Source organism: Rhizobium sp. R635 (genome assembly GCF_002211285.1).
Taxonomy (GTDB): domain Bacteria; phylum Pseudomonadota; class Alphaproteobacteria; order Rhizobiales; family Rhizobiaceae; genus Rhizobium.
This window is the reverse complement of sequence record NZ_LOKX01000033.1, coordinates 107,143-130,649: the sequence shown is the minus strand read 5'-3', so window position 1 is coordinate 130,649 and position 23,507 is coordinate 107,143. Positions and strand designations below refer to the sequence as shown.

Annotated in this window: 25 protein-coding genes and 1 pseudogene; 12 read left to right on the top strand and 14 right to left on the bottom strand. The window is 62.0% G+C overall.

Going from position 1 to position 23,507, the window contains the following annotated elements; all coding sequences use genetic code 11:
* The first annotated feature begins 8 nt into the window (after window positions 1–8).
* Window positions 9–506, top strand: coding sequence for a MarR family transcriptional regulator (locus ATY78_RS21970; RefSeq protein WP_088684413.1), 498 nt, complete (start codon window positions 9–11; stop codon window positions 504–506).
* Between the two features lies 1 nt (window position 507).
* Here ATY78_RS21970 and ATY78_RS21965 read toward each other — a convergent pair.
* Window positions 508–1,099: pseudogene (locus tag ATY78_RS21965) on the bottom strand (NAD(P)H-dependent oxidoreductase).
* 2 nt (window positions 1,100–1,101) lie between these two features.
* Complete coding sequence (gene xseA, locus ATY78_RS21960; RefSeq protein WP_088684412.1) at window positions 1,102–2,682, bottom strand: exodeoxyribonuclease VII large subunit; 1,581 nt, start codon at window positions 2,680–2,682, stop codon at window positions 1,102–1,104.
* 318 nt (window positions 2,683–3,000) lie between these two features.
* Here xseA and ATY78_RS21955 point away from each other — a divergent pair, with 318 nt between their 5' ends.
* Window positions 3,001–3,243: a hypothetical protein gene (locus ATY78_RS21955; RefSeq protein ID WP_088684411.1), complete on the top strand. Its 243-nt coding sequence runs from the start codon at window positions 3,001–3,003 to the stop codon at window positions 3,241–3,243.
* A gap of 12 nt (window positions 3,244–3,255) precedes the next feature.
* Here the strand turns inward: ATY78_RS21955 and ATY78_RS21950 are convergent, their stop codons facing one another.
* On the bottom strand, window positions 3,256–5,103 hold the full coding sequence (locus ATY78_RS21950) for a hypothetical protein (RefSeq protein ID WP_088684410.1): 1,848 nt from the start codon (window positions 5,101–5,103) through the stop codon (window positions 3,256–3,258).
* A gap of 159 nt (window positions 5,104–5,262) precedes the next feature.
* Between ATY78_RS21950 and ATY78_RS21945 the strand changes: the two genes are divergently transcribed.
* Window positions 5,263–6,270: a glycosyltransferase gene (locus ATY78_RS21945; RefSeq protein ID WP_088684409.1), complete on the top strand. Its 1,008-nt coding sequence runs from the start codon at window positions 5,263–5,265 to the stop codon at window positions 6,268–6,270.
* Complete coding sequence (locus ATY78_RS21940; protein ID WP_088684408.1) at window positions 6,267–6,644, top strand: GtrA family protein; 378 nt, start codon at window positions 6,267–6,269, stop codon at window positions 6,642–6,644. Before ATY78_RS21945 ends, ATY78_RS21940 begins: the two co-directional genes overlap by 4 nt.
* Here the strand turns inward: ATY78_RS21940 and ATY78_RS21935 are convergent, their stop codons facing one another.
* The gene (locus tag ATY78_RS21935; protein WP_088684407.1) at window positions 6,645–7,631 is read right to left on the bottom strand and encodes a Gfo/Idh/MocA family oxidoreductase; all 987 of its coding nucleotides are present in this window, start codon (window positions 7,629–7,631) and stop codon (window positions 6,645–6,647) included.
* A gap of 237 nt (window positions 7,632–7,868) precedes the next feature.
* Between ATY78_RS21935 and ATY78_RS21930 the strand changes: the two genes are divergently transcribed.
* Window positions 7,869–8,816 (top strand): aldo/keto reductase, encoded by a 948-nt coding sequence (locus tag ATY78_RS21930; RefSeq protein WP_088684406.1) that lies wholly within the window; start codon window positions 7,869–7,871, stop codon window positions 8,814–8,816.
* 13 nt (window positions 8,817–8,829) lie between these two features.
* Window positions 8,830–9,273 carry a GNAT family N-acetyltransferase gene (locus ATY78_RS21925; RefSeq protein WP_088684405.1) on the top strand — a complete coding sequence of 148 codons (444 nt, stop codon included), beginning with the start codon at window positions 8,830–8,832 and terminating at the stop codon, window positions 9,271–9,273.
* 60 nt (window positions 9,274–9,333) lie between these two features.
* On the opposite strand, the gene ATY78_RS21920 is transcribed toward ATY78_RS21925, so the two are convergent.
* Complete coding sequence (locus ATY78_RS21920; protein ID WP_088684404.1) at window positions 9,334–9,978, bottom strand: hypothetical protein; 645 nt, start codon at window positions 9,976–9,978, stop codon at window positions 9,334–9,336.
* A 147-nt stretch (window positions 9,979–10,125) separates the two neighbouring features.
* On the opposite strand from ATY78_RS21920, the gene ATY78_RS21915 reads away from it, so the two are divergent.
* Window positions 10,126–10,623: a ferritin-like domain-containing protein gene (locus ATY78_RS21915; protein ID WP_088684403.1), complete on the top strand. Its 498-nt coding sequence runs from the start codon at window positions 10,126–10,128 to the stop codon at window positions 10,621–10,623.
* A 28-nt stretch (window positions 10,624–10,651) separates the two neighbouring features.
* On the opposite strand, the gene ATY78_RS21910 is transcribed toward ATY78_RS21915, so the two are convergent.
* Window positions 10,652–11,560, bottom strand: coding sequence for a LysR family transcriptional regulator (locus tag ATY78_RS21910; RefSeq protein WP_088684402.1), 909 nt, complete (start codon window positions 11,558–11,560; stop codon window positions 10,652–10,654).
* 129 nt (window positions 11,561–11,689) lie between these two features.
* On the opposite strand from ATY78_RS21910, the gene ATY78_RS21905 reads away from it, so the two are divergent.
* Window positions 11,690–12,685, top strand: a complete 996-nt coding sequence (locus ATY78_RS21905; protein ID WP_088684401.1) for an aldo/keto reductase — start codon at window positions 11,690–11,692, stop codon at window positions 12,683–12,685.
* 91 nt (window positions 12,686–12,776) lie between these two features.
* Entirely contained in the window at window positions 12,777–13,136 is a 360-nt protein-coding gene (locus ATY78_RS21900; protein ID WP_088684400.1) for a nuclear transport factor 2 family protein, read from the top strand.
* A gap of 51 nt (window positions 13,137–13,187) precedes the next feature.
* Here the strand turns inward: ATY78_RS21900 and pheT are convergent, their stop codons facing one another.
* From pheT to infC, 5 genes are all read right to left on the bottom strand, one after another.
* Window positions 13,188–15,608 (bottom strand): phenylalanine--tRNA ligase subunit beta, encoded by a 2,421-nt coding sequence (pheT, locus tag ATY78_RS21895; RefSeq protein WP_088684399.1) that lies wholly within the window; start codon window positions 15,606–15,608, stop codon window positions 13,188–13,190.
* A 16-nt stretch (window positions 15,609–15,624) separates the two neighbouring features.
* Window positions 15,625–16,707, bottom strand: a complete 1,083-nt coding sequence (pheS, locus tag ATY78_RS21890) for a phenylalanine--tRNA ligase subunit alpha (RefSeq protein WP_088684398.1) — start codon at window positions 16,705–16,707, stop codon at window positions 15,625–15,627.
* A 149-nt stretch (window positions 16,708–16,856) separates the two neighbouring features.
* On the bottom strand, window positions 16,857–17,261 hold the full coding sequence (gene rplT, locus ATY78_RS21885; protein ID WP_064693455.1) for a 50S ribosomal protein L20: 405 nt from the start codon (window positions 17,259–17,261) through the stop codon (window positions 16,857–16,859).
* Window positions 17,262–17,300: 39 nt separating this feature from the next.
* Window positions 17,301–17,504: a 50S ribosomal protein L35 gene (gene rpmI / locus ATY78_RS21880; protein WP_007813308.1), complete on the bottom strand. Its 204-nt coding sequence runs from the start codon at window positions 17,502–17,504 to the stop codon at window positions 17,301–17,303.
* A 311-nt stretch (window positions 17,505–17,815) separates the two neighbouring features.
* A complete protein-coding gene (gene infC / locus ATY78_RS21875) occupies window positions 17,816–18,352 on the bottom strand; it encodes a translation initiation factor IF-3 (RefSeq protein WP_077991295.1) in 537 nt (178 codons plus the stop codon).
* 177 nt (window positions 18,353–18,529) lie between these two features.
* On the opposite strand from infC, the gene ATY78_RS21870 reads away from it, so the two are divergent.
* Together ATY78_RS21870 and ATY78_RS21865 are read left to right on the top strand one after the other, a co-directional pair.
* Entirely contained in the window at window positions 18,530–19,354 is an 825-nt protein-coding gene (locus ATY78_RS21870) for an alpha/beta hydrolase (protein WP_088684397.1), read from the top strand.
* A gap of 160 nt (window positions 19,355–19,514) precedes the next feature.
* The gene (locus tag ATY78_RS21865) at window positions 19,515–20,114 is read left to right on the top strand and encodes a transglutaminase-like cysteine peptidase (protein WP_088684396.1); all 600 of its coding nucleotides are present in this window, start codon (window positions 19,515–19,517) and stop codon (window positions 20,112–20,114) included.
* Window positions 20,115–20,343: 229 nt separating this feature from the next.
* On the opposite strand, the gene mbfA is transcribed toward ATY78_RS21865, so the two are convergent.
* The gene (gene mbfA / locus ATY78_RS21860) at window positions 20,344–21,327 is read right to left on the bottom strand and encodes an iron exporter MbfA (RefSeq protein WP_088684395.1); all 984 of its coding nucleotides are present in this window, start codon (window positions 21,325–21,327) and stop codon (window positions 20,344–20,346) included.
* Between the two features lie 170 nt (window positions 21,328–21,497).
* On the opposite strand from mbfA, the gene ATY78_RS21855 reads away from it, so the two are divergent.
* Window positions 21,498–21,965 carry a truncated hemoglobin gene (locus ATY78_RS21855; protein WP_088684602.1) on the top strand — a complete coding sequence of 156 codons (468 nt, stop codon included), beginning with the start codon at window positions 21,498–21,500 and terminating at the stop codon, window positions 21,963–21,965.
* Here the strand turns inward: ATY78_RS21855 and ATY78_RS21850 are convergent, their stop codons facing one another.
* Together ATY78_RS21850 and recX are read right to left on the bottom strand one after the other, a co-directional pair.
* The gene (locus ATY78_RS21850; RefSeq protein ID WP_088684394.1) at window positions 21,966–22,859 is read right to left on the bottom strand and encodes an EamA family transporter; all 894 of its coding nucleotides are present in this window, start codon (window positions 22,857–22,859) and stop codon (window positions 21,966–21,968) included. It abuts the gene before it with no gap.
* Between the two features lie 92 nt (window positions 22,860–22,951).
* Complete coding sequence (gene recX, locus ATY78_RS21845; RefSeq protein WP_088684393.1) at window positions 22,952–23,503, bottom strand: recombination regulator RecX; 552 nt, start codon at window positions 23,501–23,503, stop codon at window positions 22,952–22,954.
* Between the last annotated feature and the right edge of the window lie 4 nt (window positions 23,504–23,507).

The window sequence follows — 23,507 nt, the reverse complement described above, 5'->3', positions numbered from 1 at the left end:
GATGTCGTATGGGTGAAGAGAAGCAAGATCACGTCGACCGGATTCTGGCGCAATGGCGGCGCGAGCGGCCGGATCTCGACGTCGAGCCGATGGGCATCCTCGGGCGCCTGAAGCGCCTCGGCACCCATCTCGGCCGTGAAGTCGAAGCCGTGCTCATGAAGCACGGGCTTTCCACCTCGTCTTTCGACGTGCTGGCCACGCTTCGCCGCTCCGGCGCGCCGCACCGGCTTTCGCCGGGCGAGCTTCTGGAGATGACGATGGTCAGCTCCGGCACGATGACGAACCGGATCGACCAGTTGGAAAAGGCGGGTTTCGTCGAGCGCATCGTCAATCCGCAGGACAGGCGCAGCGTGCTGATCGCGCTGACGGATAAGGGGCTTGCGACCGTCGAAGAGGCGGTCGGTGCCCATGTCGCCAACCAGCAGCGGCTGACGCGCAATCTGACGGCCGAAGACAAGGCCGAGTTCGACCGGCTGCTCAAGAAGTTCCTGGCCGATTTCGAATAGGTCAGACGACAGAAAGCGCCTCGCGGACTCGCTCTATATGCGCCTTGCGCCTGGCCTCCGTCGCCCGGTCCATGTCGTGCAGGCTCAGCATGCGGAAGACGAGCTTCTTCGAGCAGAAAGCGGCAATGCCGCGCTTCAGCAGCCGGCGAACGGGATCGCCCATATAGAGATGCACGAGCCACCAGGGCGAGCCCGTCGTCGTCAGCGCATATAGGAGCCTGATATTGGTGAGCTGAGGCACGATGCGGCCCGCCGGCGGCATCATGGGTGAAGGCCACGCCGGGCGCGAAGATGCGGTCGAAGAACCCTTTCAGGATGGCCGGGAAATTGAACCACCATTGCGGAAATACGAGGACGAGACCTTCAGCCGCCTTCAGGCGGGCAACGATATCGGCAACGGCTGACGTGTCGTAAGGCGTATCGAAGTAACCGCGGCGCTCGGCTTCGGTGAGGCGCGGGTCGAAATCCTCAGCATACAGATCGATGAGATCGACGACATGGCCGGAAGCTTCCAGTGTCTCGTGAGCCGTGCGTGCCACCGAGGCGGCAAAGCTTTCCGGCAACGGATGGGCAAGCACCAGCAGGATTCGCATTGTTAGAACAGGCTTCCCTGCTTCGCCGGGTCTGCGGGTTTTGTGCTGCGCTTCTTGCCGCCGGCGGGCGGGGCGCCGCCTTCCGTGGTCATGGCGCCGACACGGCCATCGGCGAATTCGATGGCGATTCCCATGCCGGCGGAGAGTGCTGAAGCTTGCGAGACCGGCCTGTCATCCTCGTCGCGAATGACGGCATAGCCGCGCTTCAGCACGTTCTTGTAGGAGAGCGACTGCAGCACACGGTCCTGCGCGGAAAGCTCGGCGCGGGCGCGCGTCAGCTGGTGGCGGATCGCCGTATCGGCGTGGCGCGAAAGGTTGCCGAGCCGCTCGCGGCCGCGGTCGGTCTGGGTCTTCAGCCGCGCCGGCAGCGAGGCGAGGATGGCCTCGGCGCGGTCGATGCGGGACTTCGAACGGTCGAGCAGGCGCTCGACGGTGCGTTCAGCCCGTGCCATGCGCTCGTTCAGGAGCTGGCGGCGCTCGGCGATGCGGTTGGAGAGCACATCAGGGCGCAGATGCGAGGCGACGCGTTCGAAGCCGCGACGCTTGTTGATGGTGTTGAGCTCCAGTCCGCGGCCGAGGCCGGCGGCGGCCTCGTCGAAGCGGCGGCGGGGCAGAGCGAGAAGCTGATCGAGCGACGGCAGTGCCCGCATCAGGGCACGGACGGATTGGCGGCGCTGATCCATCTGACGGTTCATGCAGCCTTGCAGGCGCGCGGCAAGAGCAGCCGCCTGCGCTTCCAGCTCTGCCTTGACGGGCACCGCCATTTCGGCAGCGCCCGTCGGCGTCGGGGCACGCACATCGGCGGCATAATCGATCAGCGTCCAGTCGGTCTCGTGGCCGACGGCGGAGATCAATGGAATTCGGCTCTCGGCGGCTGCGCGCACGACGATTTCGTCGTTGAAGCTCCAGAGATCCTCAAGACTGCCGCCGCCACGCGCGACGATCAGCACATCAGGACGCGGGATGGCGCCGGCCGGCTCTAGCGCATTGAAACCGCGAATGGCGTTCGCCACCTCCTCGCCTGATCCCTCCCCCTGAACCTTGACCGGCCAGACGAGCACATGCACCGGGAAACGATCGGAGATGCGGTGCAGGATGTCGCGGATGACGGCGCCGGTCGGCGACGTGACGACGCCGATGACCTTGGGCATGAAAGGCAGCCGCTTCTTGCGGGCGGCATCGAACAGGCCTTCGGCGCCGAGCCTGCGCTTGCGCTCCTCGATCAGCGCCATCAGCGCGCCGGCGCCCGCCGGCTCCAGCGTCTCGATGACGATCTGATATTTCGAGGAGCCGGGAAAGGTGGTGACCTTGCCGGTGGCGATGACTTCCATGCCCTCTTCCGGGCGGAACTTCAGGCGCGAGAAAGTGCCCTTCCAGATGACCGCATCGATGCGCGCACGATCATCCTTCAGCGAGAAATAGGCGTGGCCCGAAGAGTGGGGCCCGCGATAGCCTGATATTTCGCCGCGCACGCGCACCTGGTCGAAAGCCGTTTCGACGGTGCGCTTGATCGAGCCGGAAAGCTCCGAAACCGAATATTCGGCAAGGTTGGTCGGCGAATCGCTGTCGAAGACGTTGCTCATCCCTTCTTTCTATGACCATCCGCGGGAAACGGGAAGGTCGCGACCGCCCCCGAGCCCCGTTTTCCCGGCTGTTGACATCACCCGCCGGGCAGCATTCGCCCCACACGTTCCGTACATGCTCTCGTTGCAGTTTCATGCATGACAACAAAATCGGGAAAAATCCATTTTGTCGGGGAACACATAGTTAGACTATGCGTTTCATCCGAAAGGGATTGCTAACCACCGCAATGCAAAGGCTTTTCGGCAAATCTCGCCGGTAAATCTTTGTTAGTTGGCGCTTCCTATGCTTCCCCACGTTCTCTCTGGGAAGGTGCTCAAATGATTATTCTCACAGCTGCAGCATTGGGCCTTAGCGCCGGGCAATTGCGCTCGGCTGGCGTGATCGCGTTGGTCGCCGCGCTGATCGGGATGACCTTCGCGCTGGCGGCGATATTCTCTCCCGGTCCGGTTTCACTTCTGGCGCTTCTTTATGCCATTCTCGGCTACAATGGCGGCCTCATCCTCTTCGTGCTCGGGCTCTATGCCAGCGAGCGCCTTCGTGCACTGCGCACCTCTCACTGACGACCGCCAGCGTCAATTCGCCGCCGACCGATAGCGGAAGAACTGCACGCCTGCATCCGCCGCCTTCGGCAGCGCCTCGAGATAGGGCGGAACATGACCTTTGCCGAGCTGCGCGTAGAGCCCATCCGGTTTCAGCTTGGCGAGTTGTCGGGTCTGCGGATCGTTGGGGCAGAAGGCGAGTGTTGTAACGCCCGCCCCCCTCAAAAAAGACTCGGCCTCCTGCGGCTCTGCCATGCCGATATGCAATTCCGTCAGCATGCCGCCCTGATCGCGATGATAAGGGGCTGCGAGAACCCGATTCTCAGTGAAGCGCAGAACGGAGACACCCATTTCCGCCGGCGCGGAGACGAGGCCGACGGGAAGTCCGGCAAGCGGCGCCAGCGCCTCTTGCGATGTACAGGAATGTTCCTTTGCCGGAGCCGCCGGCTTTTTCTGCCCGTCTTTGTCGAACTGCAGCGCGAGAAGCCCGCCACCGACCGCCCAGGCGGCGGGGACGCTTGCAAGCACGGTCATCACATAGACGAGGGCAGCGGCGACATTCTCGCTGTCACTGTTGGAAATGCGCCTGATATCGATGATCAGCAGGGCAAGCGGCAGAATGGAGATGAGGTTGGAAAAGGGCGAACCGCGCACCTGCACCAGTGCGATCGCCCAGCTGATGGCGAGCAGGAAAAACAGAATCAGATGGACCTGTGTGCGGTCGCGCCGGACGATACGGAAGATGCAGACGGCGAGACCGAAGAGACCTGCCGCATAAAAGGCGCCGACGTCGTAGGGCTCAGTGCGCGCCAGAGAGAAGACCGATTTCGCCTCGGAAACGTTTCTCAGCCAGAGCTCGACCAGCATGGGATCGAGACCGGCCAGCGGATCGCTCAGGCATTGCGGCGCGATCACGATCGCCGAGCCGAGAACACCGGCGCCGACGACGGCCAGGGCCAGAAAGCGCATGGGGCGGGTAAGGCGGCTCGCAAAAACCGAAGAAAACAGCAAAAGGCCGCCGCCGATCGCCGCCAGGCTGTAATAACCGAGCGAGAGATTGTCGCAGGTGACCATGGAATAGAGCCGCGGCGGCACCGTCGCGAAGAACAGAATGCTGATCGCAAGCGCCAGCGCCAGCCCGAAGGACTGAGCGGCGACGGCGAAATCCGGTCCCTCCCATGCCCAGAGCAGGGCGACGGTCAGGCAGACGGCGGCGACGAAAGGCGTCGTCTCGGCGCCGATGGCAATGGCGACGGCTGCGGCGATGCCGGCCACCGCATAACTCCAGCCGCGACGCTGCGGATCGAGCAGCATCGCCGTCATCGTCGCCACCAGCGCCAGCTGGGCATTGTGGTGATCGATGGCGCCCGGCGCGAAACGGCTGCCGGTATAGATCACAGCGCAGGTCATGCCGAGGCTGATATGCATGCCGGCGACACCACCGATACGCCGGCCGGCAACGGCCATGGCCAGCATGGCGGGCAGGATCAGCGAGACGGGCCAGATGCCGAGCGCCAGCGCCTCGGCCGTCTCACGCGGCGTAAACAGGCTGAAGAACCAGATCAGCGAGGCGATCGGCAGGTCGATCAGCCGTGACCAGTGCATCAGCGTCCCGCCGCCGAGACCAAGACGGTATTGCATCAGATCGAACCAGCCCTGCCCCGCGAGAAAATCGCGAACCTCCACGAGACGCATGCCATCGTCGTTGTCGGGGCCGACGTAATCGGTGGCGCCGGAAAGCCGCGTGACGACGATGACGGCCGCAAGGATGACGCTGTAGGCGATGACGGCCGGCCACAGGCGTGTCAGCAGGCCACGGACCCCGCTGCGACGGGCTTCAGTCGGAGATGATGCATTGGCGATCGGCTGCACAGCATTCATTGTGGTTAGCAGTTCGTTTCCATGTGGCCGAACCTTAGCGGCTGCCGATCAAGAAAGTGTAAAGCTCGTTCCGGCAGCTCCGATTTTGCCTGCGTCATAGGGTCTTATTAACGCCGGGTGGTTTAGGCTCGGTACGGCTTCTGTGTAACGAGTAAAGTCATGGCCCGATCGCATACCGGTAATCTCAATATCGCCGTCCTACTTCCCTGCTATAACGAGGCGGCGACGATCGGCCGTGTCGTGCAAGGCTTCCGGGCGATGCTGCCGGATGCTGCGATCCACGTCTACGACAACAATTCCACCGACGGGACCGCGCTGCAGGCGATGCTTGCCGGCGCGCATGTCGTGCGCGAGCGGCGGCAGGGCAAGGGCCATGTGGTGCGCCGCATGTTCGCCGACATCGAGGCCGACATCTACATCATGGCCGATGGCGACGGGACCTATGCGCCCGAGGATGCGGAAGAATTGGTGCGCACGCTTCTGACGGAGCGCGCCGACATGGTTGTGGGAACGCGGCGCGGCGTGCACGCCGATGCCGGCCGTCAGGGCCATGCGCTCGGCAACCGGCTTTTCAACATGCTCTACCGGACGATCTTCGGCCCCGACTTCACCGATATCTTTTCCGGTTATCGCGCCTTCTCGCGCCGTTTCGTCAAGAGCTTCCCGGCCGTATCGGGCGGCTTCGAGATCGAAACCGAGATGTCCGTGCACGCTTCCCGGCTGAAGCTGCCGGTCAGCGAACTGGAACTCGATTACGGCCGCCGCCCGGAAGGCTCGCACTCCAAGCTTTCGACGTTCCGCGACGGCGGCAAAATCCTCTGGATGTTCGCCATGCTGATGAAGGAAACGCGGCCCTTCGCCTTCTTCAGCACGATCAGCGCCGCCTTCATGCTGGCAAGCCTTGGCTTCATGACGCCGGTGCTGGCGGAATATTTCGACACGGGCCTCGTCAGCCGCATGCCGACCTGGGTGCTGTCGATGGCGCTGATGATGATCTCCTTCATGCTGTTCACCGCCGGCGTCATTCTCGATTCCGTCGCCCGCGCCCGCGCCGAACAGCTGCGTATCCACTATATGAGCCTGGAGACACCAAGCGCGGTCAAACTGCCGGATAACGAGGCAGCGCCCGTGTCCCGCCCGGGCCGCGACAAGGCGGATGCGGCATGAAGAAGGTCATCCGCTTCGCGATTGCCGGCGGCATCGGCTTTCTCGTCGATGCTGGCGTGCTGTCGGCACTGCTGGAGTTGACACCGCTCGGGCCTTTTCTCGCGCGGATCATCGCGATCGCCCTCGCAATGGCGGCGACCTGGGCTTTCAACCGCAACTTCACCTTCGATCGCTCCGGCCGCTCGCTCGCCGCAGAAGGCTTCCGCTACGGCTCTGTCGGCGTCACAGCGGCGCTCGTCAATTACGGGCTATATTCCGCCCTGCTGCTTTCGCTGCCGGGGCTTCAGCCGCTTGCGGCGTTGGTGATGGCCAGCATCGCCTCGATGGTCCTCAGCTTCTTCGGCTATTCGCGCTTCGTCTTCCGCGCCGAATGATCAGACGGCCTCCCAGCCGTCCTTCTCGCTGGCGCGGTAGATCGCGTCGATCACCTTCTGGTTCAGCTTCGAATTTTCGAGCGTGACGATCTCTTCCTTGCCGTTCTTCACGGCCCGGGCGAAGGCCTCGACCTCACGCCGGTATTGACGGCTGTCCTGGAAGCGGAAAATGCGCGACTCGTTGTGGCTGCGGTCGGCAAGCTCGATCTCCTCCGGTCCCCAGCGATTGGCGTTGAACGGCGACTTGACCTCGATGTAGCCTTCGGTGCCGTGGAAGACCATGATCTGGCGGTTGGCCATCTGTGTCGAGACATAGAAGCTCAGCTCGAAATCGCCGAAATCGGCCTTGACGCTCGAATAGATATCCGTGCCGAAATCCGGGTCGCGCTCGGTGATCGCCTGAATCCAGAGCGGCTCCTTGCCGGTGGAAAAGCGTGTGCTCATAACGGGGTAGACGCCGATATCGGGAAGGCCGCCGCCGCCGAGTTCGGGAACGTTGCGCATGTTGGCAGGGTCGCGGTTGAAATAGGTGAAGGCGCCCTGGACATGCCGGAGCGAGCCTATCGCCCCCTCCTCGATCAGCGAACGCACCTTCTGCCAGACCGGGGAATAGGTGACCATGTAGGCTTCCGTCACCACCACCCGGTTGCGGTCGCGGGCGGCGATCACCTCGTCGATATCGGCTGCTTTCAGCGCCAAGGGCTTTTCGCAGAGCACATGCTTGCCGGCATCGGCCGCCTTGATCGACCATTCGATATGCTGCGAGGTCGGCAACGGGATATAGACCGCGTCGATGACGTCGGAGGCGAGCATCTCTTCGTAGGAGCCGAAGGCGTGCGGCACGGAGAAGCGGTCCGCCATCTCTCTTGCGCGCGTGAGATCGCGGCTCGCAATCGCGGTGACGACGCAGTTTTCGGCGTCCTGGATTGCTGGAACGACGTTGTCGCGGCCGATCTTCGCCGTTGAAATGATACCGAAGCGCAACATGATCAATCTCCCAAAGCTGATGTCCGCGAACCTTATTCAGGCCCTAGCTGCGGCGCAATGGCGCGACCGGAAATCACGGAAGTTTGGTTTCCCTCACGCCCGGATCGCACTAGGTTAGTTCAGATAGTCAGAGCATGATGTCCTCCGAAAACCGCTCACACTTTTCGGCATCATGCTCCGGGACGGCGTTCTGCCGTATCCGTGATTTCAAACATGTCAGTCATTTTGGAGAGCGTCATGGAAATGCGCCGGCTTGGAAAAACAGGTCTCTCGATTTCGCCGATCGTCTTTGGCGGCAATGTCTTCGGCTGGACGGCCGACGAGAAAACATCTTTCGCCATTCTCGACGCCTTCTTCGATGCGGGGCTCAACACCATCGATACGGCCGATGTCTATTCCGCATGGGTTCCCGGCAACAAGGGCGGCGATTCCGAGGAAATCATCGGGCGCTGGCTGAAGCAATCGAGAATGTCCCGCGACAAGGCCGTCATCGTCACCAAGGTCGGCTCGGACATGGGACAGGGAAAGACGCTGAAGGAGCCTTATATCCTGAAAGCGGTCGAGGATTCGCTGCGCCGGCTGCAGACTGACCATATCGACCTCTATCTCTCGCACTGGCCGGATGCCGATACGCCGCATGAGGAAACGCTCGGCGCCTTTGCCAAGCTGAAGCAGCAGGGCAAGATCCGCGCCATCGGCTGCTCGAACTACGATGCGGCGCTGCTCCAGGCTTCCTTCGACGCCGCCGAGAAGGCCGGCCTGCCGCGATACGAGGTGCTACAGCCGGAATATAATCTCTATGCGCGCGCCAGCTTCGAGGGGCCGATTGCCGAGCTCTGCATCAGGCAGGATATCGGCGTCATCACCTATTTCAGCCTCGCCGCCGGTTTCCTCACAGGCAAATACCGCAATAAGGCCGATACGGCGGGCCGCGCCCGGGAAGGCCGGGTTTCGCAGTATTTTGACGCCAAAGGCCTGCGTATCCTCGCCGCGCTCGACGAGGTTTCGGCCGAGACCGGCGCCAAGCCCGCGGAAATCTCGCTCGCCTGGCTCCTACGCAAGCAAGGCGTGACGGCGCCGATCGCCAGCGCGACCAGCCTATCGCAGCTTGAAAGCCTGGTGAAATCGGCGACACTTGCGCTTTCTCATGAAGCGATGGCGCTGCTCGACGAAGCCGGCGCCTGAGAGAGGAAAGCCCATGACCGTGACGATCCGCGATGCCCGCCCGGAAGACGAAGCCCGCTGGCGGGAACTGTGGGCTGATTACCTTGCCTTCTACGACGTCACGGTCGATGCCGATATCACCGATCAGACATGGTGCCGTGTTTTCGATCCGGCGTCGGAAATTGCGATGCGGCTTGCCGAGGTCGAAGGCCGGGTGATGGGTTTTGCGCTCTATCTTACCCATGAGGGAACCTGGATTCGCGCCCGGGACTGCTATCTCGAAGACCTGTTCGTCGACGCCGATGCACGGGGAAAAGGCATCGGGCGGGCTCTGATCGACGATCTCGTCGCGCTTGGCAAGGCGAAGGGGTGGTCGCGGCTTTACTGGCATACGAGCGAGCAGAATAAAACGGCACGGGCGCTCTACGACAGCTATGTCAAAAGCGATGGCCATATCCGCTACCGCATCAGTCTCTAATGCATGTCGCCCGGAAGTGTGCAGCGGTTCCGGGATAACGACATGCATAAAAACAAAGAGTTAAAGCGCGTCGCATCGATCAGGTTCGATCCGACGCGCTTCCGGAAAACCCTCATACCATTCGGAATGGTCGCCTTCCCAGTTCGCCATGCCCGGTTTGGTGAGGATGCCGCGCGGGTTGATATAGCTCTGGATCACCCGCTTTGGCCGCTCGTGCCACTGGATATTGAAGGCCCAGAGCTTGGGGAAGAAGCAGAGCGAGGCGTACGGCAGGTGGTCGTGAATCCACCAGGCGAGCCGCTGCCAGTCGCTTTCGTCGTGGTAGCGGTCGACCATCCACGGCACAACGATGCAGACTGCCGCGCCCATGCAGCCGTCAAAGTCCCGCATGTCCCAAATGTGATGCGCCGCGGTGGCGGCATTGGTCGAACAGTTGAGCTTGTTCTCGTTGCCGAACCTGTTGACCGCAGGAGAGCGATAGCCGGAACGAATGTGCAGACGTCCGAACGTCGCCTCCAACGGCTCCAGCAGCTCCTCGCAGAGCCTCTTGCCCGCCTCGATCGCAAGATCGGGATCCTCGGGGATGTTGGGGATGCGATAGAAATCAGCGATTTCGGAATGGAGGAAATCGCGGAAAAAGAAGTTTTGCGACAGCCGCACGCGGCCGAGATCCTCCAGACCTTTCATCGAACCTGGTTTTCGCATCGGCTTGTTGCCCTCCTCGAATAACAGGAATCATCGCCCGGAGCAGATTTCCAGTCCACCCGAAATCGATCGGGAACAATTTGGGCAAAGTTCGCTTCTTATGGTGTCGCCGCATTCGCGGCCTTTCCCAAAACAAGGATCGAGAACATGGCCAAGGAAAAGACGTTGGAAGATCTCTTCTACGACACGCTGAAGGATATTTATTTCGCCGAACGGCAGATTCTGCGCGCCCTGCCGAAGATGGCGCGCGCCGCCCAGTCCTCCGAACTGAAGGCGGGTTTCCAGAAGCATCTGGAGGAAACCGAAGCTCAGGTCGAGCGCCTGCAGCAGGTTTTCGAGAAGATCGGCAAGCGCGCCCAGGGCAAGACCTGCGAGGCGATCCAGGGCATCATCGCCGAAGGCGAAGAGATCATGGAAGAATTCAAGGGCACGCCGGCGTTGGACGCCGGTCTGATTTCGGCGGCCCAGGCGGTCGAACATTATGAAATTGCCCGCTACGGCACGCTGAAAACCTGGGCCGCGACACTCGGCCTGAAGGACGTCGTCGCTTTGCTCGACCAGACGCTGCAGGAAGAGACGGCGACCGACAAGACCCTCTCCCAGCTCGCCACCACCGCGGCAAACCAGAAGGCGAAAGCCGCCTGACGCAACTACGGGAACAGGCGGCGGGCCTTCACCTGCCGCCCGTATCCCTCTCGGCATATCGGAAGAAATCGATGAAGGCGCGCAGTGCCGGCCGCATCTGCCGCCGGCTCGGATAATAGACGAACGGCCCGGGATAGGGCGCGCACCAATCCTCCAGAACCCGCACGAGCCTGCCGGCCGCCAGTTCGGTGTGCACCCGCATGTCGAAGAGATAGGCAAGTCCGGCACCATTCACCGCCGCAAGAAGAGCCAGCCGATCCTCGCTGACGATCAATGGCCCGTCGACCGCGACGACAAGTTCCTGCCCGTCCTTCTCGAATTCCCAGCGATAGATCGAGCCGTTGGTGAAGCGCCGCTTGATGCAGCGGTGGCGGACGAGATCACGCGGATGCTCCGGCTTCGGATAGCGCTCGAAATATTCCGGCGAGGCTGCGATCACCGTCGTCAGCTTGGGCGAGATCCTGACGGCGATCATATCGGCCTCCAGGCTCTCCTCCAGCCGGATGCCCGCGTCGAAACCCTCCTTGACGATATCGGTAAAGCCGTCCTCATTGGCGATTTCCAGCGTGATATCGGGATAGAGGTTGAGAAAGTCGCCAAGGCGCGGGGCGAGCAGGATATCGGAGGCGAACCGCGGCGCTGTGATGCGCAGGTTTCCGGCCGGCTTGCCGCGCGTATCGTTGACCGCCTCCAGCGCGATGCCGATCTCCTCGAGCGCCGGGCGCAATCTTTCGAGAAGCAGCCGGCCTTCCTCGGTCGGCGCGACGCTGCGGGTCGTGCGCGCCAGAAGCCTGACACCAAGACTTTCCTCCAGGCTGGATATGGCATGGCTGACCGCCGACGGCGCGACGAGCAGTTCCTTGGCTGCGGCCCGGAAGCTGCGATGTTCCGCGACGGCGGCGAGAACGGCGAGTTGAGCGAGCTGTGTTCTGTTCATTGGTCGAAATGATAGAACAGCCTGTTAGAAACTGCATGCGTTTTCTGATTGATGCGGCGCCGATATAGTCTGCCCGTACCGCAATGATCTCCCAAGCGATTCGACGTCAGCTCAGAAAAGGAGCGCATCATGAAAATCCGAAAACTCGGAAACGATCTCACGGTCTCGGCCGTCGGCCTTGGCTGCATGGGCATGAGCTTTGCCTATGGCGCCAGCGATGAGGCGGAATCGGTTCGCACGCTGCAGCGCGCCGTCGATCTCGGCGTCACCTTCTTCGACACGGCCGAGGTCTATGGTCCCTTCACCAATGAGGTTCTTCTCGGCAAGGCGCTGAAGCCCTTCCGCGACCGCGTGGTGATCGCCACCAAGTTCGGCTTCAAGATCGATACCAGCCAGATGGGTGCCGCCGCGATCGCCGGCGTCGACAGCCGCCCCGAACATGTGCGTGAAGTCACTGAGGCCTCGCTGAAACGATTGAGCATCGAGACCATCGACCTGCTCTATCAGCACCGGGTCGACCCCAACGTGCCGATCGAGGAAACGGTCGGCGTGATGGCCGAACTGGTCAGGGAAGGGAAGGTTCGCGCCCTCGGCCTCTCGGAAGCCGGCAGCGCCACCATCCGCCGCGCGCATGCGGTCCATCCGATCGCGGCACTGCAGAGTGAATATTCGCTGTGGACGCGCGATCCCGAAGAGGATGTGCTTGCCACCTGCCGCGAACTCGGTATCGGCTTCGTGCCCTACAGCCCGCTCGGCCGCGGCTTCCTGACCGGGGCGATCCGCAAGCCGGAGGATCTTGCCGCCGACGATTTCCGCCGGCAGGTGCCGCGTTTCCAGGCTGAGAATTTCGACGCCAATGCGGCGCTTGTCGCAACGCTCGAACAGCTTGCCGCCACAAAAGGCGTAACGGCGGCGCAGCTGGCGCTGGCCTGGGTGCTGGGCCAGGGCGATGACATCGTGCCGATCCCGGGCGCGCGCAAGCTTCACCACCTCGAACAAAACGTCGCCGCTGCCGATATCTCGCTCAGCGCGGAGGAGCTCAATCAGCTCGATGAAGCGATCCCTGCCGGTGAAGTGGCCGGCAAGCGCTATTCGGATGCCTCGCTCGCGATGACGAACATTTGAGACTGACGAGCCCGGCCGGTTGCGACAGGCCGGGCTTGCCTTCGCGGCCGGCGAAACTATCTAACGCCATCTCTAAGAACGGGATGGAAACATGTCGGACAGGCAGGCAGTCGAACAGACGGTTCACCTCTATGTCGAAGGCATGGCCTTCGCCAATGCGGCAGCCTTGAAAAAGGCTTTCCACCCGAAAAGCTCGATCATCGGCTATTACCAGAATGATGTGGAATGGCTGACGCGGGACGAGTTCATCGCCGCGATCCTGGCTGAGGAGCCGGCCCCGCCCGGCACCCAGCCTTTCATGGATATCCAGAACGTCGATGTCGAAGGCGACGCGGCAAGCGTCAAGGTCACCGACGATTTTGCCGGCATGCGCTTCACCGACTATCTCTCGCTGCTGAAGATCGAAGGACGATGGGTGATCGTCAGCAAGCTCTATCATCTGCACACATGAAAAGACGGGCCGCTTACGCGACCGGTCCATTGTATTGTGGGCGGATGGGGCTCAGCTTCTGAGGACGCCGCCGGTGAATTTCGTCACGCTTGCGACGATCTTCTGGGTCAGCGCCTCGAAATCCTCATCCGTCAGCGTGCGCTCGACCGGCTGGATCTGAACCTCGATCGCCACCGATTTCCTGCCTTCGCCGACCGAAGCGCCCTCGAAGATATCGAAGACGTTGACGCCGGTGATGAGCTTGCGGTCGGCGCCGGTCGCAGCCTTGATGATGGCGCCGGCTTCCACCGTCTTGTCGACGACGAAGGCGAAGTCGCGCTTGACTGCCTGGAAGGGCGAGAGATCGAGCGCCGGCTTGGTGCGGGTCGCCTTCTTCGGCTCCGCCATGGCATCGAGATAGACTTCGAAACCGCAGAGCGCGCCGGAGACATCGAGGGCTTCCAGCGTCAGCGGATGAAACTCGCCGAAATAGCCGAGCACGACTTTCGGTCCCATCTTGATCGTGCCGGAGCGGCCGGGATGATACCATTCGGGACCACCCTGCTCGATCTGGATATTGCCCATCGGCAGGCCGCAGGCTTCGATGACGGCGAGCGCATCGGCCTTGGCGTCGAAGACGTCGACCGGCTTGCCGCCGCCCTTGGCGGTATTCGACCACGCGCGGCCCGCGCCTGATAGCGAGGCCGTGCCGCGGCGGATGCCGCCGGCGACGCGGCGCTGGCCTTCCGGCCGGTCGTTCTCATAGGTGCCCGAGACTTCGAAGATCGCCACGTCGCCATAACCCTTGTCGGCATTGCGCTGGGCAGCCGTCAGCAGGCCCGGCAGCAGCGAGGGTCGCATATCCGACATTTCGGCAGCGATCGGATTGGCAAGCTTGAGGGCGGGCGAACCGCCGCCGAAGAGCTTTGCCTGATCTTCCGGAATGAAGGACCAGGTGACGGCCTCCAGCATGCCGCGCGAGGCAAGCGCGCGCTTGGCCGAGCGGGTGCGGATCTGCAGCGTCGTCAGGATCTTACCGTTGACGGCCGCATGGCTTTCGAGCGGCGCCGGCTTGATATTGTCGACGCCGTGGATGCGCATGACCTCCTCGACGAGATCGGCCTTGCCGTCGACATCGGGGCGCCATGAGGGAACGGCGACGGAGACACGCTCGCCGGAACCGGAAACCGTAAAGCCGAGGCGCGTCAGGATCGTGCTGCTTTCCTCATTCGAAACGTCGAGGCCGGTCAGGCGCTTGATCTCGGAATAGGGGAAATCGACGATCTTCGGTTCATAACCCTTGTAGCCGACGACCTCAGCCTTGGCAGCCGTGCCGCCGCAGAGTTCCAGCACCAGTTCCGTCGTGCGCTCGAGGCCGGGAACCATATATTCCGGATCGACGCCGCGTTCGAAACGGTAGCGGGCATCGGTGATGATGCCGAGGCTGCGGCCCGATTTGGCGATGTTCATCGGGTCCCAGAGAGCGGATTCGATCAGAACGTCGACGGTGTTCTCGTCGCAGCCGGAATGTTCTCCGCCCATGATGCCACCGATCGATTCAACGCCATCCTCATCGGATATGACGACGTTGCTCGGGCCGAGCTTGTATTCGCGCTGGTCGAGCGCCAGTACGGTCTCGCCTTCTTTGGCGCGGCGCACCGTCAGGTTGCCCTTGACCTTGGCGGCGTCGAAGACGTGCATCGGCCGGCCCTGGTCGAAGGTCATGTAGTTGGTGATATCGACCAGCGCATTGATGGGGCGCAGGCCGATGGCGAGAAGCCGCTGCTGCATCCAGCGCGGGCTCGGGCCGTTCTTCACACCGCGCACGAGACGCAGGCTGAAGCCGGGGCAGAGCCTGGGATCGTCGAGATCGAGCGTCAGCTTGACCGGCGTCTCGCCTTCGACGGCGAAGGAGGGCGCGGGCCGCGTCTTCAGCGTGCCGAGACCGGAGGCGGCGAGATCGCGGGCGATGCCGTGGATCGAGGTGCAGTCCGGACGGTTGGGCGTCAGATTGATCTCGATGACCGGGTCATCAAGATGGGCATAAGTCGCATAGCTCGTGCCGACCGGCGCATCATCAGGCAGATCGATGATGCCATCGTGATTGTCGGATATCTCAAGCTCCTTTTCGGAGCACATCATGCCGCGGCTTTCGACGCCGCGGATATTGCCGACGGCAAGCGTCACGTCGATGCCGGGAACATAGGTTCCGGGTGCGGCGAAGGCGCCGACGAGGCCGGCGCGCGCATTCGGGGCGCCGCAGACGACCTGGACCGGCGCACCGGCACCGGTATCGACCATCAGCACCTTCAGGCGATCGGCCTGGGGATGTTTTTCCGCCGAGACAACCCGCGCGATGACGAAGGGCTTGAAGGCCGCCTTGTCGTCGACATCCTCTACCTCAAGCCCGATCTCGGTGAGGCGCGCGCAGATTTCATCGAGCGTGGCATCCGTTTCCAGATGCTCTTTCAGCCAGGAGAGCGTGAATTTCATCGTCTCAATTCTCCGTTCAAACGCTGAGGCCGCCGAACAGCGTCGGCATGTCGAGCGGGCGGAAACCGTAATGCGTCATCCAGCGGACGTCGGCGTTGAAGAAGTCGCGCAGGTCGGGCATGCCGTATTTCAGCATGGCAATGCGATCGAGCCCCATGCCCCAGGCAAAACCCTGATATTCGTCCGGATCGAGGCCGCCGTAGCGCAGCACGTTCGGGTGGACCATGCCGCAGCCGAGGATCTCCATCCAGTCGGTGCCTTCGCCGAACTTGACGATCGGGCCGGAGCGGTCGCACTGGATATCGACCTCGAAGGAGGGCTCGGTGAAGGGGAAGAAGGACGGGCGGAAGCGCATCGTCACGCTGTCGACCTCGAAGAAGGTCTTGCAGAACTCCTCGAGCACCCAGCGGATGTTGGCGACATTGGCCTTTTTGTCGATGACCAGGCCCTCGACCTGATGGAACATCGGCGAATGCGTGGCGTCCGAATCCTGACGGTAGGTCTTGCCGGGGATGATGATGCGGATCGGCGGCTTCTGCGTCTCCATGGTGCGCACCTGCACGGGCGAGGTGTGCGTGCGCAGCACCTTGCGCTCACCATTCTCATCCGGATTGAAGAAGAAGGTGTCGTGCATCTCGCGGGCCGGATGGCCTTCCGGGAAGTTCAGCGCGGTGAAATTGTAGTAGTCGGTCTCGATATCGGGACCTTCGGCGATCGAGAAACCCATGTCGGCGAAGATCGCGGTGATCTCGTCGACGATCTGGCTGATCGGATGGATGCGGCCGCGCTCGGCGGGCGAGGAGCGCACCGGCAGGCTGACGTCGACCGTCTCGGCCTTCAGCCGCGCATTGACAGCCGCAACTTTCAGTACCGACTTGCGCTCGGCAATGGCGTCCGTCACCGCATTCTTCAGGGCGTTGATCGCCGCACCCCGGGTCTGGCGTTCCTCCGGCGTCATGGCGCCGAGCGTCTTCAGGAGCTCCGAGACGGAGCCCTTCTTGCCGAGAGCGGACACGCGCACGGCTTCCAGGGCTGCCTCGTCATTGGCAGCAGCGATTTCCGCGAGCAGCGATGAGTTGAGCTGGTCGATATCTGACATTGTCACTTCTTTCCGTCCAGTATCAGGCGGGGGATCGGGAGGCAGGTGGCGCCGACCGGCGCAAGGAATATAAAGAAAGAAAAACCCGCACTAGCCCAAACCAGCGCGGGTTTCCCAAAATCATAACTTCAAAGCTTGGGAAGCGCTGGTTAACGAACCGCGCCTTCAAACTCGTTAGCCGTGCCGGTTTCCTTGAGGTATTCAAGGGCCTTCTTGGCGGCAGCAACCAGCGCACCGAATGCTTCCGGCTCATGGATCGCCATGTCGGAGAGAACCTTGCGGTCGACTTCGATACCAGCCTTGTTCAGGCCGTCGATGAAGCGGCCATAGGTCAGGCCGAATTCGCGGACGGCAGCGTTGATACGCTGGATCCAGAGGGCGCGGAAGTTGCGCTTGTTGACCTTGCGGTCGCGGTATGCGTACTGCTTGGCGCGATCGACGGCAGCCTTGGCGGTACGGATGGTGTTCTTGCGACGGCCATAGAAGCCCTTGGCCTGCTTCAGAACCTTCTTGTGCTTGGCGTGCGCAGCGACGCCTCTTTTTACACGTGCCATTTCATGATCTCCTTAATCTAACGCGTTACCGGAATAGTCTCAGAGACCGTTCGGCAGATAGTTCTTCACGACCTTGCGGCCATCGGGTTCTGCGAGAACCATGGTGCCGCGTGCATCGCGAATGAACTTGTTCGAGCGCTTGATCATGCCATGGCGCTTGCCAGCGGCAGCCGCCTTGACCTTGCCGGTTGCGGTGATCTTGAACCGCTTCTTGGCAGAGGACTTCGTCTTCATCTTGGGCATTTTGCTACTCCTTCTGTCCTCCCTGCTCGCTTCATCAAAAAGCCCTCCTCGCGAAGTCCGGTTCTCCGGCCGTCGCAACAAGGTGCGGGAGCGTTTGTTGTTGATCTGCGGGACCGGCGACGAACCGTTCCGCAAGCATTCGAAACTGCCACGGCATGCCCTGCCGGTCAGTTCGGACGCGCGCTTATAACCGCAGCGTCATGAAAGTGCAACGGGGCCGCGGAGGAATCTTCGGCGCGCCGAAAATACGGTAGCCGAAAGCACAAAAGCCGCCCTTGCGGACGGCCTTGGGGCGAAAAAGTATCTGGCGCTTACTTCGGCGCCAGCACCATCATCATCTGGCGGCCTTCGAGCTTGGGCTCGGCCTCCACCTTGGCGATCTCGGTCGTATCCGCCTTGACCTGCTGCAGAAGCTTCATGCCGAGTTCCTGGTGAGCCATTTCACGGCCACGGAATTTCAGCGTCACCTTGACCTTGTCGCCTTCATCGAAGAAGCGGCCCATCGCCTTCATCTTCACCTCATAGTCATGGGTGTCGATGTTCGGGCGCATCTTGATTTCTTTGACTTCGACGATCTTCTGCTTCTTGCGCGCCTCGGCAGCCTTCTTCTGGTTGGCATATTTCAGCTTGCCCAGATCGAGGATCTTGCACACCGGCGGTTCGGCATTGGGGGAAATTTCGACGAGATCGAGGCCGGCTTCTTCCGCCATTCTCAAGGCCTGGTCGGTAGGCACGATGCCCATATTCTGTCCGTCAGCCGCGATCAGCTGAACTTTGGGGATGCGGATTTCACGGTTCGAGCGCGGGCCGTCCTTCACGGGCGCATCGGTCTTAAAAGGTCTGCGAATGGTCGTATTCTCCTCGCGTTGTTTCGAAATGTTGCAGCCGCGCGCTCCCGGTGAGGGTGCACCAACGTGTCTCGTCATCGCTGCAACGGAGTCAATATCATCCTTTAGCGGAAAAATCACCTGCTGTCAGCCTGTCAAGAATCTGTTTTATAGGCCAAAATAAAAGGAGTTTCACCGATGTCAGATCAGATTCCCAATGCCCAGCCGCAGTTCCTGGCCGTCGGCGAGGGCGAGGCGGCGCGTGAGATCGCCTTCATCGTCCGCCCGGCGCAGGGCGGCGATGACGCACCGGCGCTCGTTTGGCTATCCGGCTACCGTTCCGACATGAGCGGCACAAAAGCGGTGGAGCTCGACGGGCTGGCGGCAGAACTCGGCCTCGCCTGCATCCGGTTGGATTATTCCGGCCACGGGCTTTCCGGCGGCAGTTTCCGCGACGGAACGATCTCACGCTGGCTCGAAGAGGCGCTTGCCGTTCTCCGCCATGCCGCGCCCGCCCGGGTCATTCTCGTCGGCTCCTCGATGGGCGGCTGGATCGCGCTGAGGCTTGCGCAGGAGCTTGCGCGGCAGGGCGGCCCAAAGCTCGCCGGGATGGTGCTGATCGCGCCGGCGCCCGACTTCACCTCCGAGCTGATCGAGCCGAACCTGACGGCAAAGGAGCGCAAGTCGCTTGCCGAGCGCGGCTATTTCGAAGAGCGCTCGCAATACAGCCCGGAACCGAACATCTATACCAGGGCGCTGATCGAGGACGGTCGGGAGAACCGGGTGCTCGACGGCATCATCGAGACGGGCTGCCCGGTGCATATCCTCCAGGGCATGAAGGACCCTGACGTGCCGCATGCGCATGCGATGAAGCTCGTCGAGCATCTTCCCGCCGACGACGTTGTCTTGACCCTCGTCCGCGACGGCGACCACCGTCTTTCCCGTCCCGGCGATATCGCGCTTCTCGTCAGCGCCGTCAAAGACATCCTCCGTTCATCGGCAAATATGGAAAAGCCCGCTTGAGTGGCGCCGCCGATCATCCCGAAGCAAGTTCCCGGTCCCGTTGCATTTTAACCATGTCGGCGAGTTGGCAGGTCCTCCTAAGAAGTAACGATTGACTCTTCTCGGCCCTCTCCATTAACACTTTGTTAATAATTAAGGGGCGATGCGAGGAAGAGCGGGCGTGCGGATCAAGGGTATCTTCGTGGCCATGATGGCCGTGTTTGCGATGGCGACAGCTGCCATCCCGGCTCCAACCAGAAATGCCTCCATGGTTACGGGCAACGCCACCTCCCAGCCGATCGGCCATTACGATTTCTGCCAGATTCACCGCAATGAATGCGGGCCGAACCGCAATTCCGGTCCGGTCGAAATGACCGCGGCGAAGTGGGAGCTGGTGCGCTCGGTCAACGCCACGGTCAACCGGACGATCACGCCGATGACCGACAAGGAAATCTACGGCAAGGACGAAGTCTGGGCCTATCCGACCACCGCCGGCGACTGCGAGGACTTCGCGCTGCTGAAGCGCCGCATGCTGATCCAGCGCGGCTTTTCGGCAGCCGACCTGCTGATGACCGTCGTGCGCAAGCCTGACGGCGAAGGCCATGCCGTGCTGACGCTGCGCACCGCCCAGGGCGATTTCGTGCTCGACAACCTCGCTTCCGAAGTGAAGCCGTGGTTCGGGACGCCTTATTCCTTCGTCAAGCGCCAGTCGAGCTACAATGCCGGCCGCTGGGTCACCATCGAGAACGGCCGCGACGTTCTGGTCGGCGCTCTGCGATAAGAATTTCGAGGGGACGTGGGGAAAGGCCGGCGAAAGCCGGCCTTTTGCTTTTGGGGGATGCAGCTGCGCTCTTTCCAACCCTGATGAGGGCTGATCGCCGTGCCGCACCCTCGCGTGAGATAAGGTATTGATTTGCCGCACCATCTCCCGGCCCTTCGCTTGGGCTCAGGGCGTTCGTTGCTGCAATCGATTCACTGGATCGATTGCTCGGGCTTCGCCCGACCGCAACTCACCCATTCCCAATCAGAATACCGGCGGCGAGGACGAGGCTGCCGCCGAGCACCACCTGGAAGGCGGCGCGCAGGAAGGGTGTTTCCATGTAGCGGTTCTGGATGAAGGCGATCGCCCAGAGTTCGAAGAAGACGATGACGGCGGCGGTGATCGTCGCGGTCCAGAAATGCGGGATCAGGTAAGGCAGCGCGTGGCCGAGACCGCCGAGCGCCGTCATGATGCCGCAGGCAAGGCCGCGCTTGACCGGCGAGCCGCGGCCGGAGATCTTGCCGTCGTCATGGGCAGCTTCCGTAAAGCCCATCGAGATGCCCGCGCCGACGGAGGCCGAAAGGCCGACGAGGAAGGTCTGCCAGGTATCCTGCGTCGCAAAGGCCGCGGCGAAGATCGGCGCCAGCGTCGAGACTGAGCCATCCATCAGGCCGGCGAGGCCCGGCTGCACATAGGTCAGCACGAATTGCCGGTGCGCCGTCTCGTCCTCGTCGCGCTTGATTTCCTCGGGCGTATGTTTGTCGCCAAGCATGCGGGCGATGTCTTCGTGCCCCTGTTCGGCGAGCGCCAAGTCACCCAGAAGCTGACGCGTCGAGGCGTCCGAGGTGCGCTTTGCCGCCTCGACGTAGAAACGATGGGCCTGTTCCTCCATCGCCTCGGTTTCCTGCCGCATCGCATCCAGCGAGAGGTTTGCCCGGAGCCAATCGGGCTTGCGCTCGTAAAAGCCCTGCACGTGCTCGCGCCGGATCAGCGGGATGCGCTCGCCGAAACGCTGCCGGTGGATTTCGATCAGCGACTTGCGATGCGTATCCTCGACCTCGGCCATATCCTCGAAGACCTTGGCCGAGGCCGGAAATTCCTTTCGCAGTCTGTCGGCATAAGCGAGATAGATGCGGGCGTCGTCTTCCTCGGAGGCGATTGCCAGGGCGAGGATCTCCTGCTCGGACAACGAGTCGAACGATCGTTTCGAGGATCTGAAAAACCGCGCCAACATCACTTTCTCCATAATTTAGAATAATTCTAAATCTAGAGAAGCAGGCAATGACGGTCAAGTGCGTGGGGCATGCTGGCTGTCAGATTGCCGCAATCGGCACCGACGACTTTGGCTTCCAGTCATAAAGACCTATATGAGGGCTGCCGCATCATGCGGCGCCGGGGTTTATGATGGACAATGAGATTCAGGGCCGGCCTGCCCATGTCGCGGCGATCCGCGAAAGGGCGGAGGCCGAAATGCGGGCGATGGGTATCGACGAAGCCTTCATCGACAGGCTGGTCGAGACTTTTTACGGGCGCGTGCTGGAGCATCCCGATCTCGGTCCCGTGTTCGATACGCGGCTGTCCGGCCGCTGGCCCGAGCATATGCAGAAGATGAAGAGCTTCTGGTCGGCCGTTGCCTTCCGCAGCGGCGCCTATGGCGGCAAGCCGGTGCAGGCGCATACGGGCGTTCAGAACCTGACGCCCGATCTCTTTCCGAAGTGGCTGTCGCTGTTTGCCGCAACGCTCGACGATATCGCCCCATCGCCGGAAGCCAGGGCATGGTTCATGGCGACCGCCGAGCGGATCGCCAAAAGCCTGACGCTATCGCTCTTTTACAATCCCGCTCTCGACGATCCTGCGAAAAAGGCAGGCTGATCACTGCCTTGCGGAAAAGGTCGCACCGGCGCTTGCCGCGACGACCAAGGCAGTTCCGGCCATCTGCAGCAGCGTCATCGGCTGGGCCAGGATGACGAAACCGGCAAGCGCCGCGATGGCGGGCTCGAGGCTCATGAGAATGCCGAAGGAGGCCGTCGGCATGCGCCGCAAGGCGATGAGTTCCAGCGTGTAGGGCAGCAGCGGCACCAGAATGGCAAGCCCCGCCATTTCAATCAGGCCGTAGCCATCGAGCGCCGGCACGGCACCGGCGAAGCCGAAGGGTGTCGCGACCAAGGCGGCAACCATCAGCGACATGGAAAGTCCTTCCAGCCCCTTGAAGCTCGCGCCGATCTTTTTCGTCAGGACGATATAGATCGCCCAACCGGTTCCAGCGCCGAGCGCAAAGAGAATACCCTCGACATTGCCGACCCAGCCTTCACCGTCATGAGCAAGCGCCAGAACGCCAAGTGCTGCAATGAGCGGCCAGATAAGACGCCGGCTGAGGCCATAGCCGATGGTCGCAACCGAAAGCGGACCGAGGAAATCGATCGCCACGGCAAGGCCGAGTGGAATACGCTCGATCGCCGCGAAGAAACTCATGGTCATCAGCGCCGTCGTTGCGCCGAGAACCAGAGCGCTCGTCCATTGCGCCCTGGTGTAGCTGGCGAAACGCGGCCGCACGAAGACGGCAAGAATGATGGCGGCGAAGGCGAGGCGCAGCCAGGAGGCGCCGGCCGGTCCATAGGCGGCGATGGCCGAGGAGGAAAGTGCCGCGCCGAATTGGATCGACGACATGGACATGAGGCACATCAGCCCGCCGGCCGCCACGCCGCCGAATGCCGTTGACGTCTCCGCGGTCAGCGTGCCCGCTCCGCCATTTGCTTTTTCTTCCATGCTCGCCCCCGATTGTGCGCTCTTCTTACGAAGACGGTTTGCGGGCGGCAAATTCAAACTTCTGATCCAGGCAGAAAGAGCTTTGATGCATATCAGAGACGGCCGGCAAAGATGACCTCTTCGGCATCCTCGAAGCTCATCTCGAAAACCTTCCTGCCGATGTCGAAGCTGAAGCCGTTGCGGGCGAAGGCCGAAAGCTCTTTGGCCTTTCGCTTTTCGTCAAGCTCGACCCGGCGGAAGGGACCGAAGGCGCGCTTGCGGGCGAATATCGCCGCGGCATAGAGATCATCGGTCTCTCCGAGCGCGGCCTCGACCTTGTCGCTCGCGACACCCTTGGCGGCAAGCTTCTGGGCGATGGCGCGCTTCGATTTACCGCCGCGCACGGCAGAGCGCGTGCTGATCTCTGCATAGGCGCTATCGTCGAGCACCTTGTTGTCATAGGCGAATTTGACGGCGAAATCGGCCACGGCCTTGAGTTGCGCCGCGCTGATATCCTCGAACTTCTCCTTCGCCTTGCGGGTGATGGCGTCAAAGAGCTGTTTTTCCGTCATCATTCGCCGCTCGAGCCGATAGATGGCGGAGTTGCGCGCCCAACTCAGCATACGGGGTGTCGGGATATCGGAGGAAACGGTCTCGTCGGTCATATCA

Excerpts from the sequence above, each read along its gene's own strand:
- ATY78_RS21970 (WP_088684413.1), top strand. The coding sequence starts at position 9 with ATGGGTGAAGAGAAGCAAGATCACGTCGACCGGATTCTGGCGCAATGG.
- xseA (WP_088684412.1), bottom strand. The coding sequence starts at position 2,682 with ATGAGCAACGTCTTCGACAGCGATTCGCCGACCAACCTTGCCGAATAT.
- ATY78_RS21955 (WP_088684411.1), top strand. The coding sequence starts at position 3,001 with ATGATTATTCTCACAGCTGCAGCATTGGGCCTTAGCGCCGGGCAATTG.
- ATY78_RS21950 (WP_088684410.1), bottom strand. The coding sequence starts at position 5,103 with ATGAATGCTGTGCAGCCGATCGCCAATGCATCATCTCCGACTGAAGCC.
- ATY78_RS21945 (WP_088684409.1), top strand. The coding sequence starts at position 5,263 with ATGGCCCGATCGCATACCGGTAATCTCAATATCGCCGTCCTACTTCCC.
- ATY78_RS21940 (WP_088684408.1), top strand. The coding sequence starts at position 6,267 with ATGAAGAAGGTCATCCGCTTCGCGATTGCCGGCGGCATCGGCTTTCTC.
- ATY78_RS21935 (WP_088684407.1), bottom strand. The coding sequence starts at position 7,631 with ATGTTGCGCTTCGGTATCATTTCAACGGCGAAGATCGGCCGCGACAAC.
- ATY78_RS21930 (WP_088684406.1), top strand. The coding sequence starts at position 7,869 with ATGGAAATGCGCCGGCTTGGAAAAACAGGTCTCTCGATTTCGCCGATC.
- ATY78_RS21925 (WP_088684405.1), top strand. The coding sequence starts at position 8,830 with ATGACCGTGACGATCCGCGATGCCCGCCCGGAAGACGAAGCCCGCTGG.
- ATY78_RS21920 (WP_088684404.1), bottom strand. The coding sequence starts at position 9,978 with ATGCGAAAACCAGGTTCGATGAAAGGTCTGGAGGATCTCGGCCGCGTG.
- ATY78_RS21915 (WP_088684403.1), top strand. The coding sequence starts at position 10,126 with ATGGCCAAGGAAAAGACGTTGGAAGATCTCTTCTACGACACGCTGAAG.
- ATY78_RS21910 (WP_088684402.1), bottom strand. The coding sequence starts at position 11,560 with ATGAACAGAACACAGCTCGCTCAACTCGCCGTTCTCGCCGCCGTCGCG.
- ATY78_RS21905 (WP_088684401.1), top strand. The coding sequence starts at position 11,690 with ATGAAAATCCGAAAACTCGGAAACGATCTCACGGTCTCGGCCGTCGGC.
- ATY78_RS21900 (WP_088684400.1), top strand. The coding sequence starts at position 12,777 with ATGTCGGACAGGCAGGCAGTCGAACAGACGGTTCACCTCTATGTCGAA.
- pheT (WP_088684399.1), bottom strand. The coding sequence starts at position 15,608 with ATGAAATTCACGCTCTCCTGGCTGAAAGAGCATCTGGAAACGGATGCC.
- pheS (WP_088684398.1), bottom strand. The coding sequence starts at position 16,707 with ATGTCAGATATCGACCAGCTCAACTCATCGCTGCTCGCGGAAATCGCT.
- rplT (WP_064693455.1), bottom strand. The coding sequence starts at position 17,261 with ATGGCACGTGTAAAAAGAGGCGTCGCTGCGCACGCCAAGCACAAGAAG.
- rpmI (WP_007813308.1), bottom strand. The coding sequence starts at position 17,504 with ATGCCCAAGATGAAGACGAAGTCCTCTGCCAAGAAGCGGTTCAAGATC.
- ATY78_RS21870 (WP_088684397.1), top strand. The coding sequence starts at position 18,530 with ATGTCAGATCAGATTCCCAATGCCCAGCCGCAGTTCCTGGCCGTCGGC.
- mbfA (WP_088684395.1), bottom strand. The coding sequence starts at position 21,327 with ATGTTGGCGCGGTTTTTCAGATCCTCGAAACGATCGTTCGACTCGTTG.
- ATY78_RS21855 (WP_088684602.1), top strand. The coding sequence starts at position 21,498 with ATGGACAATGAGATTCAGGGCCGGCCTGCCCATGTCGCGGCGATCCGC.
- ATY78_RS21850 (WP_088684394.1), bottom strand. The coding sequence starts at position 22,859 with ATGGAAGAAAAAGCAAATGGCGGAGCGGGCACGCTGACCGCGGAGACG.
- recX (WP_088684393.1), bottom strand. The coding sequence starts at position 23,503 with ATGACCGACGAGACCGTTTCCTCCGATATCCCGACACCCCGTATGCTG.